This window comes from Microbacterium sp. CBA3102 (assembly GCF_007954505.1).
In the GTDB taxonomy this organism is placed as follows: Bacteria; Actinomycetota; Actinomycetes; order Actinomycetales; family Microbacteriaceae; genus Microbacterium; species Microbacterium aurugineum.
Genome location: NZ_CP042412.1, coordinates 150,394 through 166,540, shown reverse-complemented (window position 1 = coordinate 166,540; position 16,147 = coordinate 150,394). Strand labels below are relative to the sequence as shown.

Here is a 16,147-nt window from a genome sequence, read left to right as displayed (position 1 = left end):
TCATGGCTGACTCCACTCTCGCGCTCGACGTCCTCAAGGCAGACGGCAAGAAGGCAGGCTCCATCGAGCTTCCCGCCGCCCTGTTCGACGCCAAGACGAACATCCCGCTCATCCACCAGGTCGTCGTCGCGCAGCTCGCGGCGGCACGCCAGGGCACGCACTCGACCAAGCGTCGTGGCGAGGTCTCCGGTGCCGGCCGCAAGCCCTTCAAGCAGAAGGGCACGGGTAACGCCCGTCAGGGTTCCATCCGCGCGCCCCACATGACCGGTGGTGGCATCGTCCACGGCCCGAAGCCGCGTGACTACTCGCAGCGCACCCCCAAGAAGATGATCGCCGCCGCCCTGCTGGGCGCGCTCAGCGACCGCTTCCGCGGAGACCGCATCCACGCCATCGACTCCTTCGGGATCGACGGCACGCCCTCGACCAAGACCGCGGTGAGCTTCCTCACCAACGTCGTCTCGTCGAAGAACGTGCTCGTCGTCATCGAGCGGGGCGACGACGTGACGCTGAAGAGCATCCGCAACCTGTCGAACCTGCACGTGCTGACGTTCGACCAGCTCAACGCATACGACGTGCTCGTCTCCGACGACATCGTCTTCACCCAGGCCGCGCTCGAGGGCTTCATCGCCTCCAAGTCCGGCGCCAACCAGGAGGTCTCCGCATGAGCGAGCAGGCATCTGTTCTCCAGACGGCCCTGAACAAGGACCCGCGCGACATCATCCTGAAGCCGGTCGTGTCCGAGAAGAGCTACGGGCTCATCGATGAAGGAAAGTACACCTTCCTCGTCGACCCGCGCGCTTCGAAGACCGAGATCAAGCTCGCCATCGAGAAGATCTTCGGCGTCAAGGTCGCAGGGGTCAACACCCTCAACCGCGTCGGCAAGGCTCGCCGCACCCGCTTCGGAACCGGCAAGCGCAAGGACACCAAGCGCGCCATCGTCACCCTGAAGTCGGGCACCATCGACATCTTCACGGCAATCGGCTGATCCGGGGGATAAGGACAATCATGGCTATTCGCAAGTACAAGCCCACGACCCCGGGCCGTCGCGGCTCGTCGGTGGCTGACTTCGCCGAGATCACTCGATCGACGCCGGAGAAGTCGCTGCTGCGCCCGCTCTCGAAGACCGGTGGTCGCAACAACCAGGGCCGCATCACGACCCGTCACATCGGTGGTGGCCACAAGCGCCAGTACCGCGTCATCGACTTCCGTCGCAATGACAAGGACGGCGTCAACGCCAAGGTCGCTCACATCGAGTACGACCCCAACCGCACCGCGCGCATCGCGCTGCTGCACTACTTCGACGGTGAGAAGCGCTACATCCTCGCTCCGGCGAAGCTGAAGCAGGGCGACATCGTCGAGTCGGGTGCCGGGGCTGACATCAAGCCGGGTAACAACCTCCCGCTGAAGAACATCCCCACCGGTACCGTCATCCACGCGATCGAGCTCCGCCCCGGCGGCGGCGCGAAGATGGCACGTTCGGCCGGTGCATCCGTCCGTCTCGTCGCCAAGGACGGCCCCTACGCCCAGCTGCGTCTCCCCTCGGGTGAGATCCGCAACGTCGATGCGCGCTGCCGCGCGACCATCGGCGAGGTCGGCAACGCCGAGCAGTCGAACATCAACTGGGGCAAGGCCGGCCGTATGCGCTGGAAGGGCGTCCGCCCGACGGTCCGTGGTGTCGCGATGAACCCGGTCGACCACCCGCACGGTGGTGGTGAGGGTAAGACCTCCGGTGGTCGTCACCCCGTCTCCCCGTGGGGCCAGGCGGAGGGTCGTACCCGTCACGCCAACAAGGAAAGCGACAAGTACATCGTGCGTCGTCGTAACGCCGGCAAGAAGCGCAAGTAGGAGTAAGAGAAGATGCCTCGCAGTCTTAAGAAGGGCCCCTTCGTCGACGATCACCTGCTTCGCAAGGTGGTCGTGCAGAACGAAGCCGGCACCAAGAACGTCATCAAGACCTGGTCCCGTCGGTCCATGATCATCCCGGCCATGCTGGGTCACACGATCGCGGTCCACGACGGACGCAAGCACATCCCTGTGTTCGTGTCCGAGACCATGGTCGGTCACAAGCTGGGCGAGTTCGCGCCCACCCGCACCTTCCGCGGTCACGAGAAGGACGACAAGAAGGGGCGGCGCCGCTAATGGTCGAATCGATCGCACGCGTGCGACACATCCGCGTGACCCCTCAGAAGGCTCGCCGTGTCGTCGCGCTCATCAAGGGCAAGCAGGCTCAGGAGGCTCTCGCCATCCTGAAGTTCGCGCAGCAGAGCGCCAGCGAGCCGATCTACAAGCTTGTCGCGTCGGCCATGGCCAACGCGCAGGTGAAGGCGGATCGCGACGGCGAATTCCTCGACGAGCAGGACCTGTACGTGGCGAACGCGTACGTCGACGAGGGCACGACGCTCAAGCGTTTCCAGCCCCGTGCACAGGGTCGCGCTTTCCAGATCAAGAAGCGCACGAGCCACATCACGGTCGTGCTCTCGACGCCTGAGGCAGCTCCGGCCGCCACGGGCGACAGCAACAAGAAGGCGAGCAAGTAATGGGACAGAAGGTAAACCCGTACGGCTTCCGTCTCGGCATCACGACGGACCACGTCTCGCGTTGGTTCTCTGACTCGACGAAGCCGGGGCAGCGTTACGCCGACTACGTCGCCGAGGACATCAAGATCCGCAACCTGCTCAAGACGCAGCTCGACCGCGCCGGTGTCTCGAACATCGAGATCGAGCGCACCCGTGACCGCGTCCGCGTCGACATCCACACCGCCCGTCCGGGCATCGTGATCGGTCGTCGTGGAGCCGAGGCCGAGCGCATCCGCGGCGACCTCGAGAAGCTCTCGGGCAAGCAGATCCAGCTGAACATCCTCGAGGTCAAGAACCCCGAGGCCGACGCTCAGCTCGTCGCGCAGGGCATCGCCGAGCAGCTCTCTGCTCGTGTGGCGTTCCGTCGTGCGATGCGCAAGGGTCTGCAGGGCGCTCAGCGCGCCGGCGCCAAGGGCATCCGTATTCAGGTCTCCGGCCGCCTCGGCGGCGCCGAGATGAGCCGTTCGGAGTTCTACCGCGAGGGTCGTGTGCCGCTGCACACGCTGCGCGCGAACATCGACTACGGCTTCTACGAGGCGAAGACCACCTTCGGCCGCATCGGCGTGAAGGTCTGGATCTACAAGGGCGACCTGACCGCGAAGGAGCTCGCTCGCGAGCAGGCCAACGCACCCAAGGCTCGTCGTGACGACCGTGGTGGCGACCGCCGCCGTGCCCCGCGCAACGAGGCACCTGTCGCAGAAGGAGCGTCGGCATAATGCTCATCCCCCGTAAGGTCAAGTTCCGCAAGCAGCACCACCCCGGGCGCTCGGGTCAGGCCACCGGCGGCACGAAGGTCTCCTTCGGCGAGTACGGTATCCAGGCGCTTTCGCCCGCTTACGTGACGAACCGTCAGATCGAGTCCGCTCGTATCGCGATGACCCGTCACATCAAGCGTGGTGGAAAGGTGTGGATCAACATCTACCCCGACCGTCCGCTCACGAAGAAGCCTGCCGAGACCCGCATGGGTTCCGGTAAGGGTTCCCCCGAGTGGTGGGTCGCCAACGTCAAGCCGGGCCGTGTCCTCTTCGAGGTCGCGGGTGTCGACGAGCAGCTCGCTCGCGAAGCTCTGACCCGAGCAATTCACAAGCTGCCGCTCAAGGCACGCATCATCAAGCGCGAGGAGGGCGACGCGTAATGGCGATCGGCACCAAGGAGCTCGCCCCGGCAGAGCTCGACACATTCGAAGACCAGCGCCTCGTCGAGGAGCTGCGCAAGGCCAAGGAGGAGCTGTTCAACCTCCGTTTCCAGTCGGCCACCGGCCAGCTGGAGAGCCACGGCCGCATCCGCGCCGTCAAGCGCGACATCGCGCGTCTCTACACCGTGATCCGCGAGCGTGAGCTGGGCATCCGTGCGACGCCCGCTCCGGTCGAGGCTCCGGCCAAGAAGGCGACCAAGTCGAAGGCGAAGAAGGCGGACTCCGCCGACGACGCCGTGAAGGAAGAGGCTGAGTGATGGCCACCAAGAAGGAAGCGACTGCGGAGACGCAGGCCGCAGGACACGAGTCGTCCGAGCACGACGTCCGCGACACCGCTGCACGCGGTTACCGCAAGGCGCGTCGCGGCTACGTCGTCAGCGACAAGATGGACAAGACCATCGTGGTCGAGGTCGAGGACCGCGTGAAGCACCCGCTTTACGGCAAGGTCATCCGCCGCACCTCGAAGGTCAAGGCGCACGATGAGGCGAACACCGCCGGCATCGGCGACCTGGTCCTGATCAACGAGACCCGCCCGCTCAGCGCCACGAAGCGCTGGCGCCTGGTGGAGATTCTGGAGAAGGCCAAGTGATCCAGCAGGAATCCCGACTCAAGGTCGCCGACAACACCGGCGCCAAGGAGCTGCTCACGATCCGCGTTCTCGGTGGCTCGAAGCGCCGCTACGCGGGCCTCGGCGACACCATCGTCGCGACCGTCAAGGACGCGATCCCCGGTGGCAACGTCAAGAAGGGCGACGTCGTCAAGGCGGTCATCGTCCGCACCAAGAAGGAGGTCCGTCGTCCGGACGGCTCCTACATCAAGTTCGACGAGAACGCCGCCGTGATCCTGAAGAACGACGGGGAGCCCCGCGGCACCCGTATCTTCGGACCGGTCGGTCGTGAGCTTCGTGACAAGAAGTTCATGAAGATCGTCTCGCTGGCGCCGGAGGTCATCTAATCATGGCGAAGATCAAGAAGGGTGACCTGGTTCAGGTCATCACGGGTGCCACGCAGGAGCGTGGCGGCGACCGCGGTAAGCAGGGCAAGGTCCTCGACGTCCTTTCCGACAAGAACCGCGTCATCGTCGAAGGCGTGAACTACGTCACCAAGCACACCCGCGTCGGACAGACGCAGCGTGGCACCAAGACCGGAGGCCTCGAGACCGTCGAAGCCTCCATCCACATCTCGAACGTCGCACTCGTCGACCCCTCGACCAAGAAGCCGACCAAGGTCGGCCACCGGGTCGAGGAGCAGACGAAGGACGGCGTGAAGCGCACCGTCCGCGTGCGCTACGCGAAGAAGAGCGGTAAGGACCTCTGATGAGCACCGACACTGCCGCGCCGGCTGGCAAGATCCAGCCGCGCCTGAAGCAGAAGTACAACACCGAGATCAAGAAGGCGATGCAGGAAGAGTTCGGTTACTCGAACGTCATGCAGATCCCCGGACTGGTCAAGGTCGTCGTGAACACCGGTGTCGGCGAGGCAGCTCGCGACAGCAAGGTGATCGATGGCGCGGTCGACGACCTCACCAAGATCACCGGCCAGAAGCCGATCGTCACGAAGGCCCGCAAGTCCATCGCGCAGTTCAAGCTGCGTGAGGGTCAGGCCATCGGCGCGCACGTCACCCTCCGTGGTGACCGCGCGTGGGAGTTCGTCGACCGCCTCGTCTCGCTCGCTCTGCCCCGAATCCGCGACTTCCGCGGTCTCTCGGCCAAGCAGTTCGACGGCAACGGCAACTACACCTTCGGTCTCCAGGAGCAGAGCGTGTTCCACGAGATCGATCAGGACAAGATCGACCGGGTTCGCGGTTTCGACATCACCGTCGTCACCACCGCGAAGACGGATGACGAGGGTCGGGCACTGCTCCGCCACCTCGGCTTCCCGTTCCGCTCGGAAGACGCACAGGCGTAACACCCTTGACGGGCTCAGTGGTCTCGTGTCACTGAGCCCGTCGATGTGCACGTACAATTGAAAATTGCGTGTCATCGCAGGCCGTCTGTCGTGTAACGGCAGCCGGAACCTCATGAACAAAGGAAAACAACAATGACAATGACAGACCCGGTCGCAGATCTGCTGACCCGTCTGCGCAACGCGAACTCGGCGCACCACGATTCCGTGACCCTGCCGTCGAGCAAGCTCAAGACGCACATCGCTGAGATCCTCCAGCAGGAGGGCTACATCGCCGGTTGGGAGACCTCTGACGCTCGCGTCGGGAAGAACCTCACGCTGACGCTGAAGTACGGTCCCAACCGTGAGCGCTCCATCGCCGGCATCAAGCGCGTCTCGAAGCCCGGTCTCCGCGTCTACGCGAAGTCGACCGAGCTGCCCACGGTCCTCGGCGGCCTCGGCGTGGCCATCCTGTCCACTTCCTCCGGTCTTCTCACCGACCGTCAGGCTGAGCAGAAGGGCGTGGGCGGAGAAGTTCTCGCCTACGTGTGGTAATTCGAAATGTCGCGTATTGGACGACTTCCCATCGACGTTCCTGCGGGCGTGACCGTTTCGGTCGACGGCCGTGAGGTCGCGGTGAAGGGCCCCAAGGGTGAGCTCACCCTCACGGTGGCCAGCCCCATCGAGGTCGCGGTCGAGGAGAACCAGGTTCTGGTCTCCCGTCCCGACGACGAGCGCGAGTCGCGGTCGCTTCACGGCCTGACCCGCACGCTCATCAACAACAACATCATCGGCGTGACCCAGGGATACACCAAGGGTCTCGAGGTCGTCGGCACCGGTTACCGCGTGCAGCAGAAGGGGAGCTCGGTCGAGTTCGCCCTCGGCTTCTCGCACCCGGTCCTGGTCGACCCGCCCGCCGGCATCACGCTCACGGTCGAGGGCACCACCAAGCTCACCGTCAGCGGGATCGACAAGCAGGCTGTCGGTGAGGCAGCTGCGAACATCCGCAAGATCCGCAAGCCTGAGCCGTACAAGGGCAAGGGTGTGCGCTACGCCGGCGAGAACGTGCGTCGCAAGGCCGGAAAGAGTGGTAAGTAACCATGGCTCTCAAGTCAAAGTCTGACGCCCGCGCGCGTCGTCACGCCCGCCTTCGCAAGAAGGTCGTCGGCACCGAGGCGCGTCCGCGTCTCGTCGTCAACCGTTCGGCCCGCCACGTCTTCGTGCAGCTGGTCGACGACAGCAAGGGTCACACCGTCGCGTCGGCTTCGACGCTCGAGACCGACCTGCGCTCGCTCGAGGGTGACAAGACCGCCAAGGCCCGCAAGGTCGGCGAGCTCCTCGCCGAGCGCGCGAAGGCCGCAGGCGTTTCCGAGGCAGTGTTCGACCGTGGCGGCAACCGCTACGCCGGTCGTGTCGCCGCCATCGCCGACGGCGCCCGTGAGGGGGGTCTGGCACTGTGAGTGACAACAAGGAGAACGAAGTGACCGAAGCGGCTGCTGCCACTTCCGAGACGGCTGCAGGCACCACGCAGGCAGAGCCGACTCGCGATCAGCGCGACGGCCGCCGTGGTGGCCGTGGTGACCGCAACCAGGGTGGCCGCGACCGCAACTCGCGCGACCGTGGTGACAACCAGTTCCTGGAGCGCGTCGTCACCATCAACCGTGTCTCGAAGGTCGTGAAGGGTGGTCGTCGCTTCAGCTTCACCGCTCTCGTGGTCGTCGGTGACGGCAACGGTCTGGTCGGCGTCGGCTACGGCAAGGCCCGTGAGGTCCCCCTGGCCATCTCGAAGGGTGTCGAAGAGGCCAAGCGCAACTTCTTCCGCGTTCCGCGCGTCGGCAGCACCATCCCGCACCCCGTGCAGGGTGAGGCCGCCGCTGGTGTGGTCCTGCTCCGCCCGGCCGCTGCCGGTACCGGTGTCATCGCCGGTGGTCCGGTCCGCGCCGTGCTCGAGTGCGCCGGCATCCACGACGTGCTGTCGAAGTCGCTCGGCTCGTCGAACACGATCAACATCGTGCACGCGACGGTCACCGCCCTGAAGCAGCTCGAGGAGCCTCGTGCGGTCGCCGCACGTCGTGGCCTCGAGTTCGACCAGGTCGCCCCTGCGCGTCTCGTCCGCGCCGAGGCCGAGGCCATCGCCGCACAGAAGGTAGGTGCCTGATGGCCGCGCGACTGAAGGTCACGCAGATCAAGTCCAAGGTGAGCGAGAAGCAGAACCAGCGCGACACGCTGCGCAGCCTCGGTCTCAAGCGGATCGGTGACACCACCGTCCGCCCCGACGACGCGCAGACGCGCGGTTACGTCAAGACCGTCGCCCACCTCGTCAAGGTTGAGGAGATCGACTAATGGCTGAGAAGAACGAGGCCGTCGAGGCTGAGAAGGCCCCGAAGAAGGCTGCAGCCCCCAAGGCTGCCGCCGAGAAGAAGCCTGCTGCGAAGAAGGCTCCGGCCAAGAGCGCAGCAGCCGACGCCAAGGCTGAGGCTCCCGCCAAGAAGCCGGCTGCCAAGAAGGCTGCGCCCGCGAAGGACGCTCCGGCGTCCCGCCCCGGCGTGCTGAAGGTGCACCACCTGCGTCCCGTCCCCGGATCCAACACCGCCAAGACTCGCGTCGGCCGTGGTGAGGGCTCCAAGGGTAAGACCGCTGGTCGTGGTACCAAGGGCACCAAGGCGCGCAACACCGTTCGCGTCGGCTTCGAGGGTGGGCAGATGCCGCTGCACATGCGCACCCCGAAGCTGCGCGGGTTCAAGAACCCGTTCCGCGTGGAGTACCAGGTCGTGAACCTGGAGAAGCTCGCGGAGCTGTACCCCAAGGGTGGCGACGTCACCGTGGGCGACCTGGTCGCCAAGGGTGCCGTTCGCAAGAACGAGAAGGTCAAGGTTCTCGGTAACGGCGACATCGCCGTGAAGCTCACCGTTTCGGTCGACAAGGTCTCGGGTTCCGCCGAGCAGAAGATCGTCGCGGCGGGCGGATCCGTCAAGTAACCGCAGTGCAAGAGGGGCCGGAGATTCTCCGGCCCCTCTTGTGGTTTCACACTCCGAGACCTCGCTCTGGGGCCGCATCCGGCGGGCCTGGTATCGGTGGCGAATTCCGGGAAGCCCGGTTTGCGTTACCCTGGTCTTTCAGCCGTCCTTCGGGAATCGGCAACCTTTTCAGGAGGAACGTCCTTGTTTAGCGCCATCGCGCGGATCTTCCGCACCCCCGACCTGCGTCGGAAGATCGGTTTCACCCTCGCCATCATCGCGATCTACCGGCTCGGCTCCAACGTCCCGGCACCGTTCGTGAACTTCCCGAACGTCGAAGAGTGTCTCGCCGCCAACGCGGGCACCGATGGTCTGCTCGGACTGGTCAACCTCTTCTCCGGTGGCGCGCTGCTGCAGCTGTCGATCTTCGCGCTCGGCGTCATGCCGTACATCACCGCGACGATCATCACGCAGCTCCTGCGCGTGGTCATCCCGCACTTCGAGGCGCTGCACAAGGAAGGTCAGGCCGGTCAGGCCCGCCTGACCCAGTACACGCGCTACCTCACGATCGCTCTCGCGCTGCTCCAGTCGACGACCCTCGTCACGGTCGCGCGCAGCGGTCAGCTCTTCGGGACGACAGATCTCGCGGCCTGCCAGCAGCTCCTGACCAACGACGTGTGGTGGGCGCAGCTGCTCATCATCATGGCGATGACGGCCGGTACCGGTCTGATCATGTGGTTCGCCGAGCTCGTCACCGAGCGCGGCATCGGCAACGGCATGTCCCTGCTCATCTTCACCTCGATCGCCGCGACGTTCCCCGGCGCCATGGGGCTCATCTGGCAGACCAAGGGCTTCGAGGTCTTCCTCCTGGTGCTGCTCGTCGGAATCGTCGTGATGGGGCTCGTCGTCTTCGTCGAGCAATCCCAGCGAAGGATCCCCGTCCAGTACGCCAAGCGCATGGTCGGTCGCCGTACCTACGGCGGGACGAACACCTACATCCCGATCAAGGTCAACATGGCGGGTGTGATCCCCGTGATCTTCGCGTCGTCGCTGCTGTACATCCCTGCGCTCATCGCTCAGTTCAACACCCCACAGGACGGCTCGACGCCGCCCGCCTGGGTCTCGTGGATCAGCGCGAACTTCACGACGGGCAACAGCCCGGTCTACATGGCCGCGTACTTCCTGCTGATCATCGGCTTCACCTACTTCTACGTGGCGATCACGTTCAACCCGGTCGAGGTCGCGGACAACATGAAGAAGTACGGCGGCTTCATCCCGGGCATCCGTGCAGGGCGTCCCACGGCCGAGTACCTCGACTACGTGCTCACCCGCATCACGCTTCCCGGCTCGCTGTACCTCGGTCTCATCGCGCTCATCCCGCTGATCGCGCTGGCCACGGTCGGCGCCAACCAGAACTTCCCGTTCGGTGGCGCGTCGATCCTGATCATCGTCGGTGTCGGTCTCGAGACGGTCAAGCAGATCGATGCGCAGCTCCAGCAGCGTCACTATGAAGGGCTTCTCCGATGACAGCATCCGCACGTCTTCTCATCGTCGGTCCGCAGGGCTCCGGAAAGGGCACGCAGGGCGTGCGCATCGCCGAGTCCTACGGCATCCCGGTCGTGTCGACCGGTGACATCTTCCGCGCGAACACCAAGGAGGGCACGCCCCTCGGCCAGCAGGTCACGGCGATCCTCGACAAGGGCGACCTCGTTCCGGACGAGCTGACGAGCGAGATCGTGCGCGACCGGCTTTCGCAGCCCGACGCCGCGCAGGGCTTCCTGCTCGACGGGTACCCGCGCAACACCGCGCAGGTCGCTCACCTGGAGTCGTTCCTCGCGGAGCGGGGGGAGGCCCTCGACGCCGTCATCCTCCTCGACGTGCCGCGCGAGGAGAGCCTGTCGCGTCTGTCCCTGCGCGCGACCGAGCAGGGACGTTCGGATGACACCCCGGAGGCCATCGGCCACCGCCTCGACATCTACGAGCGCGAGACCGCGCCGATCCTCGAGGTCTACGGCGCCAAGGGCATCGTCGACCGCATCGACGGTGTCGGCTCCCTCGACGAGATCACCGAGCGCATCGCGGATGCTCTGGCCGCGCGCGGTCTGCGTCTCGCGGCCTCCGCCTCCTGAGATGTTCCGCCGGTCGATCTACAAGACCCCGGCTCAACTGCGAGCCATGGTCGAGCCCGGGCTCATCACCGCCGCAGCACTGGACGCCGTCCGCCCGATGATCAAGGCCGGCGTCACCACGCTGGAGCTCGACACCGTCGCGAACCGCGCGATCTTGTCACGCGGTGCGGAGTCCAACTTCCAACTCGTGCGCGGCTACCACCACACCACCTGCATCTCGGTGAATGAGCAGGTCGTCCACGGCATCCCGGGGGAGCGGGTGCTGCAGCCGGGGGACATCGTCTCCGTCGACTGCGGTGCGCAGTTCCAGGGATGGAACGGCGACAGTGCCATCACCGTCGTGGTGCCCGATCCGGAGCGGCCCGAACTGGTCGCCCAGCGCGAGGAGCTCTCGCGCGTCACGGAGGGCTCGATGTGGGCCGGAATCGCCGCCATGGCATCCGCGTCGTCGATCGATGAGATCGGTGCGGCCATCCAGGGGTACATCGAGGCGCAGGGCCCTTCCGCGGTCTCCGGTGAGCCGTACGGCATCCTTCGCGAGTACGTCGGTCACGGCATCGGCCGCAAGATGCACGAGGCCCCCAGCGTCTTCAACTACCGCACACCTGATCGCGGGGAAGACGTCAAACCGGGACTCGTGCTGGCGATCGAGCCGATGGTCACCGCGGGCGGAGAAGCGACCTTCATCGAAGAGGATGACTGGACCGTCACGACCGTCGACGGAACCGATGGCTCCCATTGGGAACATAGCGTCGCCCTGCATGATGGAGGTATCTGGGTGCTGACCGCGCCCGATGGTGGAAGAGCCGGACTCGCCCCGTTCGGGGTCGAGCCTCGAGAGATCGGAAAGTAATGGCAGCGGCGAAGAGCAACACCAACTGGTTCGCGATCGGCGTCTCCATCGCCGTGGTCGTGGTGCTGGTGGCGATCGGTGGACTCGTGGTGTTCCTCAACAACCAGGCGACCTCGCCCGGTGCCGCACCCAGTGCCAACGACACGTTCGACCCGGAGACGGGCGCGATCTCCTTCGGGGACGGTGAAGACACCGTCGCGGTGTTCCTGGACTTCCAGTGCCCCATCTGCAAGAGCTTCGAGGATCAGTACGGAGAGCAGCTGGAGGCGGCTGCGGCAGACGGGCGCATCACGCTCGAGTACCACCCGATCGCGATCCTCGACCGCTATTCGCAGGGAACGGACTTCTCGTCGCGCTCTGCCGGTGCGGCCTTCTGCGTCGCGGAGTCGAACCCTGACCTGTACCTCGATTTCGCGAAGACGCTGTTCGAGAACCAGCCGGCGGAGAACTCCTCCGGTCTCACGAACGACCAGATCGCCGGCTTCGCGACACAGGTCGGTGCGGATGACGCGGTCTCGTGCATCACCGACGAGACGTACCGCAAGTTCGGTGCGGCGCAGGCGAAGGCCCACGAGATCGGCGGGACGCCGACCATCGAGGTCAACGGCGAGCGTCTCGACCTCCAGGCCGGGGACATCTCCAAGATGGAGCAGCTGATCGGCTGACCGGTCGGCTTCGCGCCCCGGACGCCCGAGTTGCCGGATGGTAATCGAGCGTCTAACATAGATCTTTGGTGCTTTGTGCCTTGATTCGGCGTGTCCGTCGGTGCAGCACCACAACCCATTCACCCACCGCAGATCGACCGATCTGCAGAAGCGTCAGCGAGGCTATGGCTAAGAAAGACGGTGTCATCGAGATCGAGGGCGTGATCTCCGAGGCTCTGCCCAACGCGATGTTCCGCGTTGAGCTCAGCAACGGACACAAGGTCCTTGCAACGATCTCCGGCAAGATGCGGCAGAACTACATCCGTATCATCCCCGAGGACCGTGTGGTCGTGGAGCTCAGCCCCTACGACCTGACCCGCGGCCGTATCGTCTACCGCTACCGCTGATCGGTCGAGAAGTAACGGCCTGCCCCTGTCCGGGGCGGTACGAAGACAGCGAACAGGAAACATCATGAAGGTCAACCCCAGCGTCAAGCCCATCTGCGATCACTGCAAGGTGATCCGCCGTCACGGCCGCGTCATGGTGATCTGCAAGAGCAACCCGCGTCACAAGCAGCGCCAGGGCTGAGTCCCTCGCTGTGCGGCATCGCTCACGCACATCTCACAACTGAACACACACGACGGCAGGATCAGAACCCGCGGAAGCGGGGGACACCTCGGGCGGAGGCCCGGGCACCGATCCTGTCCCACACCTCCACAACACCCAGGAGAACCGCATGGCACGTCTTGCCGGCGTTGACATCCCGCGCGACAAGCGCGTGGTGATCGCCCTTACCTACATCTACGGCGTCGGCCGTACCCGCTCGGTCGAGATCCTCAAGGCGACGGAGATCGACGAGAGCATCCGCGTGAAGGACCTCAGCGACGACCAGCTGATCGCCCTCCGTGACTACATCGAAGGCAACTACAAGGTGGAGGGTGACCTGCGCCGCGAGGTCGCCGCAGACATCCGCCGCAAGGTCGAGATCGGCTCCTACGAGGGCATCCGCCACCGTCGTGGTCTCCCGGTCCGTGGTCAGCGCACCAAGACCAACGCCCGTACCCGCAAGGGCCCGAAGCGCACCGTCGCAGGCAAGAAGAAGGCCCGCTAAGCGCGGCCCCAGGGACTAGGAGAACATTTTCATGGCTGCACCCAAGGCCGCCGCGCGCAAGCCGCGCCGCAAGGAAAAGAAGAACATCGCGCTGGGCCAGGCCCACATCAAGTCGACGTTCAACAACACCATCGTTTCGATCACCGACCCGTCCGGCGCCGTCATCGCCTGGGCATCGTCGGGTGGCGTGGGCTTCAAGGGCTCCCGCAAGTCGACCCCGTACGCCGCCGGCATGGCAGCCGAGTCCGCAGCCCGTCAGGCCGCGGAGCACGGTGTCAAGAAGGTCGACGTCCTCGTGAAGGGTCCGGGCTCCGGCCGCGAGACGGCGATCCGCTCGCTGCAGGCCGCCGGCCTCGAGGTGGGTTCGATCCAGGACGTCACTCCGCAGGCGCACAACGGTTGCCGCCCGCCGAAGCGTCGCCGCGTCTGATACGCGCTTCGAGCCGCTCGGCCCTCCATGGTCCGAGCGGCTCGACGCCCGCGTACGGGCATCGACTTCCACAACTCAAGACCTCACCCCACCACATGTCATATAGCGGGCATGTGATCGAAAGGAACACAGAGTGCTTATTGCACAGCGTCCCACACTGACCGAGGAAAAGATCGTCGAGAACCGTAGCCGGTTCATCATCGAGCCTCTGGAGCCCGGCTTCGGTTACACGATCGGCAACGCGCTGCGCCGCAGCCTGCTGTCGTCGATCCCCGGTGCTGCTGTCACCAGCGTTCGCATCGACGGCGTGCTGCACGAGTTCAGCACCATCCCCGGCGTGAAGGAGGATGTCACCGAGATCATCCTCAACATCAAGCAGCTCGTCGTCTCCTCGGAGCGCGATGAGCCCATCACCGCGTACCTGCGCAAGACCGGAGCGGGCGAAGTCACCGCCGCCGACATCTCGGCTCCGGCCGGTGTCGAGGTGCACAACCCCGAGCTGGTCATCGCGACGCTCAACGACACCGCCAAGTTCGAGCTCGAGCTCACGATCGAGCGTGGCCGTGGCTACGTCTCCGCGACGCAGAACCGCAACGAGTACGCCGAGGCCGGTCAGATCCCGATCGACTCGATCTACTCGCCGGTCCTCAAGGTCAGCTACCGCGTCGACGCGACCCGTGCCGGGGAGCGCACCGACTTCGACAAGCTCGTCCTGGACGTCGAGACCAAGTCGGCGATCAGCCCCCGCGACGCTGTCGCTTCGGCTGCCAAGACGCTCACCGAGCTGTTCGGTCTCGCCCGCGAGCTGAACGTCGAGGCCGAGGGCATCGAGATCGGCCCGGCGCCGGTGGAGGCTGTGAACTCCAGCGAGCTGTCGATGCCGATCGAGGACCTCGACCTGTCGGTCCGCTCGTACAACTGCCTGAAGCGTGAGGGCATCAACACCGTTTCTGAGCTCGTCGCCCTGTCGGAGACGCAGCTCATGAACATCCGTAATTTCGGCCAGAAGTCGGTCGACGAGGTGCGCGACAAGCTCATCTCGCTCGGTCTGTCGCTCAAGGATTCGGTGCCCGGTTTCGACGGCTCCCACTTCTACGGCGGCAGCGAAGACGAGTCCTTCTGATACCCGACCTTTCTGACCAGGAGTTAGACGATTATGCCCAAGCCCACTAAGGGTCCCCGCCTCGGAGGCGGCCCCGCACACGAGCGCCTCATGCTTGCCAACCTCGCGGCGGCGCTCTACACCCACAAGTCGATCAAGACGACCGAGACCAAGGCGAAGCGCCTTCGTCCCCTCGCTGAGCGTCTGATCACCTTCGCCAAGCGTGGCGACCTGCACGCGCGTCGTCGCGTGCTGTCGGTCATCGGTGACAAGGAAGTCGTGCACATCCTTTTCTCCGAGATCGCGCCGCTCGTCGCCGAGCGTGAGGGTGGCTACACCCGCATCACGAAGGTCGGCAACCGTAAGGGCGACAACGCTCCGATGGCCGTGATCGAGCTCGTCCTCGAGCCCGTCACCCCGAAGGCGAAGTCGACCAAGAAGGCCGCTGCGCCGAAGGCCGAAAAGGTCGAGGAGCCGGCTGAGGTCGTCGAGGAGACGCCCGCTGAGGAGGCTCCCGCGGAGGACGCCGCTGACGCCGGCGCCGAGTCGCAGGCCGAGGGCGAAGCCGCTGAGGCTGCTGCCGAGGACGCTGTCGAGAAGAAGTCCGAGTAAGCACTTCGCTCACGAAGAAGCCCGCCGCCCCATTCGGGGTGGCGGGCTTCTTCGTTTGCCGGGCCGTGGGCCGCGTCGGGGTCATATCACGGCGATGGCGGAGTGACCGAGACGACGATCGAGGTCATCGCGTCACTGGCGTTCATGTAGCGATGCGGCTGGCGGGAGTCGAAGGTGATCGACTCGCTTCCTACGATGATGTACGTCTGCCCCGCGATCTCGACGGTGAGTTCCCCGCTGATGACGAAGACGCACTCGGTCGACGGGTGGGCCCAGGGGTGTGCGGAGCTCGCGGCCCCCGGGGGGATGTCGGCGGTGAGGACTTCGAGGTCGCCGCGTCCCGGGGTCAGGCGCTCGTAGACGAAGCCCGCGTCGGATCCGCTGAGTCGATGCCGGGCGCCCGGCCGGCTGACGGAAACGTTGGGGGCATCCGGATCGCTGAACAGCGTGGCGATCGAGGCTTCGAACACCTGGGCGAGCTTGCGCAGCGAACCGAGACTCGGGTCGGCCGAGCCGCTCTCGATCTGGCTGAGCATGCTGACCGAGAGGCCGGACAGGTCGGAGAGCTGCCGCAGGGTGAGACCCTTCGCGGCCCTGAGGGATTTGAGGCGTTCGCCGAGCACGTGATTCATCGATCCTTTCGATCGAACGGATGA

At 65.3% G+C, this 16,147-nt stretch carries 29 protein-coding genes; 28 read left to right on the top strand and 1 reads right to left on the bottom strand.

Translation table 11 applies throughout. The features are described from left to right. Positions 1 to 2: 2 nt before the first annotated feature. The 28 genes from rplD to rplQ all read left to right on the top strand — a co-directional run bounded on the left by rplD (position 3) and on the right by rplQ (position 15,491). Positions 3 to 665: a 50S ribosomal protein L4 gene (rplD, locus tag FGL91_RS00885; RefSeq protein ID WP_047524108.1), complete on the top strand. Its 663-nt coding sequence runs from the start codon at positions 3 to 5 to the stop codon at positions 663 to 665. Then, a complete protein-coding gene (gene rplW, locus FGL91_RS00880) occupies positions 662 to 985 on the top strand; it encodes a 50S ribosomal protein L23 (RefSeq protein WP_017829206.1) in 324 nt (107 codons plus the stop codon). The genes rplD and rplW overlap by 4 nt, the downstream gene beginning before the upstream one ends. Before the next feature lie 20 nt (positions 986 to 1,005). Continuing rightward, positions 1,006 to 1,845 carry a 50S ribosomal protein L2 gene (rplB, locus tag FGL91_RS00875; RefSeq protein ID WP_017201590.1) on the top strand — a complete coding sequence of 280 codons (840 nt, stop codon included), beginning with the start codon at positions 1,006 to 1,008 and terminating at the stop codon, positions 1,843 to 1,845. Positions 1,846 to 1,857: 12 nt separating this feature from the next. After that, complete coding sequence (gene rpsS / locus FGL91_RS00870) at positions 1,858 to 2,139, top strand: 30S ribosomal protein S19 (protein WP_017829205.1); 282 nt, start codon at positions 1,858 to 1,860, stop codon at positions 2,137 to 2,139. Next, a complete protein-coding gene (gene rplV, locus FGL91_RS00865) occupies positions 2,139 to 2,537 on the top strand; it encodes a 50S ribosomal protein L22 (protein WP_021201121.1) in 399 nt (132 codons plus the stop codon). The genes rpsS and rplV overlap by 1 nt, the downstream gene beginning before the upstream one ends. Continuing rightward, entirely contained in the window at positions 2,537 to 3,292 is a 756-nt protein-coding gene (gene rpsC, locus FGL91_RS00860) for a 30S ribosomal protein S3 (protein ID WP_017201587.1), read from the top strand. Before rplV ends, rpsC begins: the two co-directional genes overlap by 1 nt. Then, positions 3,292 to 3,711 carry a 50S ribosomal protein L16 gene (gene rplP / locus FGL91_RS00855; protein WP_047524107.1) on the top strand — a complete coding sequence of 140 codons (420 nt, stop codon included), beginning with the start codon at positions 3,292 to 3,294 and terminating at the stop codon, positions 3,709 to 3,711. The genes rpsC and rplP overlap by 1 nt, the downstream gene beginning before the upstream one ends. Then, positions 3,711 to 4,028, top strand: coding sequence for a 50S ribosomal protein L29 (gene rpmC, locus FGL91_RS00850; RefSeq protein WP_017829202.1), 318 nt, complete (start codon positions 3,711 to 3,713; stop codon positions 4,026 to 4,028). The genes rplP and rpmC overlap by 1 nt, the downstream gene beginning before the upstream one ends. Continuing rightward, a complete protein-coding gene (rpsQ, locus tag FGL91_RS00845) occupies positions 4,028 to 4,360 on the top strand; it encodes a 30S ribosomal protein S17 (protein WP_047524106.1) in 333 nt (110 codons plus the stop codon). The genes rpmC and rpsQ overlap by 1 nt, the downstream gene beginning before the upstream one ends. Further along, positions 4,357 to 4,725, top strand: a complete 369-nt coding sequence (rplN, locus tag FGL91_RS00840; RefSeq protein WP_017201583.1) for a 50S ribosomal protein L14 — start codon at positions 4,357 to 4,359, stop codon at positions 4,723 to 4,725. The genes rpsQ and rplN overlap by 4 nt, the downstream gene beginning before the upstream one ends. Before the next feature lie 2 nt (positions 4,726 to 4,727). Then, positions 4,728 to 5,087: a 50S ribosomal protein L24 gene (gene rplX, locus FGL91_RS00835; RefSeq protein WP_047524105.1), complete on the top strand. Its 360-nt coding sequence runs from the start codon at positions 4,728 to 4,730 to the stop codon at positions 5,085 to 5,087. Further along, on the top strand, positions 5,087 to 5,677 hold the full coding sequence (gene rplE / locus FGL91_RS00830; RefSeq protein ID WP_047524104.1) for a 50S ribosomal protein L5: 591 nt from the start codon (positions 5,087 to 5,089) through the stop codon (positions 5,675 to 5,677). The genes rplX and rplE overlap by 1 nt, the downstream gene beginning before the upstream one ends. Positions 5,678 to 5,809: 132 nt before the next feature. After that, complete coding sequence (gene rpsH, locus FGL91_RS00825; RefSeq protein ID WP_047524103.1) at positions 5,810 to 6,208, top strand: 30S ribosomal protein S8; 399 nt, start codon at positions 5,810 to 5,812, stop codon at positions 6,206 to 6,208. 6 nt (positions 6,209 to 6,214) lie between these two features. Continuing rightward, entirely contained in the window at positions 6,215 to 6,751 is a 537-nt protein-coding gene (rplF, locus tag FGL91_RS00820; RefSeq protein ID WP_047524102.1) for a 50S ribosomal protein L6, read from the top strand. A 2-nt stretch (positions 6,752 to 6,753) separates the two neighbouring features. Further along, positions 6,754 to 7,113: a 50S ribosomal protein L18 gene (gene rplR, locus FGL91_RS00815; RefSeq protein ID WP_017201578.1), complete on the top strand. Its 360-nt coding sequence runs from the start codon at positions 6,754 to 6,756 to the stop codon at positions 7,111 to 7,113. A 20-nt stretch (positions 7,114 to 7,133) separates the two neighbouring features. Beyond that, complete coding sequence (gene rpsE / locus FGL91_RS00810; RefSeq protein ID WP_269406194.1) at positions 7,134 to 7,811, top strand: 30S ribosomal protein S5; 678 nt, start codon at positions 7,134 to 7,136, stop codon at positions 7,809 to 7,811. Continuing rightward, positions 7,811 to 7,996, top strand: a complete 186-nt coding sequence (gene rpmD, locus FGL91_RS00805) for a 50S ribosomal protein L30 (protein WP_017201575.1) — start codon at positions 7,811 to 7,813, stop codon at positions 7,994 to 7,996. Before rpsE ends, rpmD begins: the two co-directional genes overlap by 1 nt. Then, positions 7,996 to 8,631, top strand: coding sequence for a 50S ribosomal protein L15 (rplO, locus tag FGL91_RS00800; protein ID WP_052193795.1), 636 nt, complete (start codon positions 7,996 to 7,998; stop codon positions 8,629 to 8,631). The genes rpmD and rplO overlap by 1 nt, the downstream gene beginning before the upstream one ends. 183 nt (positions 8,632 to 8,814) lie before the next feature. Further along, positions 8,815 to 10,137: a preprotein translocase subunit SecY gene (gene secY, locus FGL91_RS00795; RefSeq protein WP_047524101.1), complete on the top strand. Its 1,323-nt coding sequence runs from the start codon at positions 8,815 to 8,817 to the stop codon at positions 10,135 to 10,137. Then, positions 10,134 to 10,739, top strand: a complete 606-nt coding sequence (locus FGL91_RS00790) for an adenylate kinase (RefSeq protein ID WP_153242813.1) — start codon at positions 10,134 to 10,136, stop codon at positions 10,737 to 10,739. Before secY ends, FGL91_RS00790 begins: the two co-directional genes overlap by 4 nt. Position 10,740: 1 nt before the next feature. Next, positions 10,741 to 11,592 carry a type I methionyl aminopeptidase gene (gene map / locus FGL91_RS00785; RefSeq protein WP_131492367.1) on the top strand — a complete coding sequence of 284 codons (852 nt, stop codon included), beginning with the start codon at positions 10,741 to 10,743 and terminating at the stop codon, positions 11,590 to 11,592. Further along, positions 11,592 to 12,257, top strand: a complete 666-nt coding sequence (locus FGL91_RS00780; protein WP_153242812.1) for a DsbA family protein — start codon at positions 11,592 to 11,594, stop codon at positions 12,255 to 12,257. The genes map and FGL91_RS00780 overlap by 1 nt, the downstream gene beginning before the upstream one ends. Before the next feature lie 164 nt (positions 12,258 to 12,421). Then, complete coding sequence (gene infA, locus FGL91_RS00775) at positions 12,422 to 12,643, top strand: translation initiation factor IF-1 (RefSeq protein ID WP_017201569.1); 222 nt, start codon at positions 12,422 to 12,424, stop codon at positions 12,641 to 12,643. Between the two features lie 64 nt (positions 12,644 to 12,707). Then, complete coding sequence (gene rpmJ, locus FGL91_RS00770) at positions 12,708 to 12,824, top strand: 50S ribosomal protein L36 (RefSeq protein ID WP_005050492.1); 117 nt, start codon at positions 12,708 to 12,710, stop codon at positions 12,822 to 12,824. A gap of 148 nt (positions 12,825 to 12,972) precedes the next feature. Then, positions 12,973 to 13,347 carry a 30S ribosomal protein S13 gene (gene rpsM, locus FGL91_RS00765; RefSeq protein WP_047524098.1) on the top strand — a complete coding sequence of 125 codons (375 nt, stop codon included), beginning with the start codon at positions 12,973 to 12,975 and terminating at the stop codon, positions 13,345 to 13,347. A 31-nt stretch (positions 13,348 to 13,378) separates the two neighbouring features. After that, positions 13,379 to 13,777 (top strand): 30S ribosomal protein S11, encoded by a 399-nt coding sequence (gene rpsK / locus FGL91_RS00760; protein WP_017829189.1) that lies wholly within the window; start codon positions 13,379 to 13,381, stop codon positions 13,775 to 13,777. Between the two features lie 133 nt (positions 13,778 to 13,910). Continuing rightward, positions 13,911 to 14,900 (top strand): DNA-directed RNA polymerase subunit alpha, encoded by a 990-nt coding sequence (locus FGL91_RS00755; protein ID WP_047524097.1) that lies wholly within the window; start codon positions 13,911 to 13,913, stop codon positions 14,898 to 14,900. Between the two features lie 33 nt (positions 14,901 to 14,933). Next, on the top strand, positions 14,934 to 15,491 hold the full coding sequence (rplQ, locus tag FGL91_RS00750; RefSeq protein WP_153242811.1) for a 50S ribosomal protein L17: 558 nt from the start codon (positions 14,934 to 14,936) through the stop codon (positions 15,489 to 15,491). 86 nt (positions 15,492 to 15,577) lie between these two features. Here rplQ and FGL91_RS00745 read toward each other — a convergent pair whose 3' ends face one another. Next, positions 15,578 to 16,123 carry a helix-turn-helix domain-containing protein gene (locus tag FGL91_RS00745; protein WP_205802331.1) on the bottom strand — a complete coding sequence of 182 codons (546 nt, stop codon included), beginning with the start codon at positions 16,121 to 16,123 and terminating at the stop codon, positions 15,578 to 15,580. Positions 16,124 to 16,147: the final 24 nt, after the last annotated feature.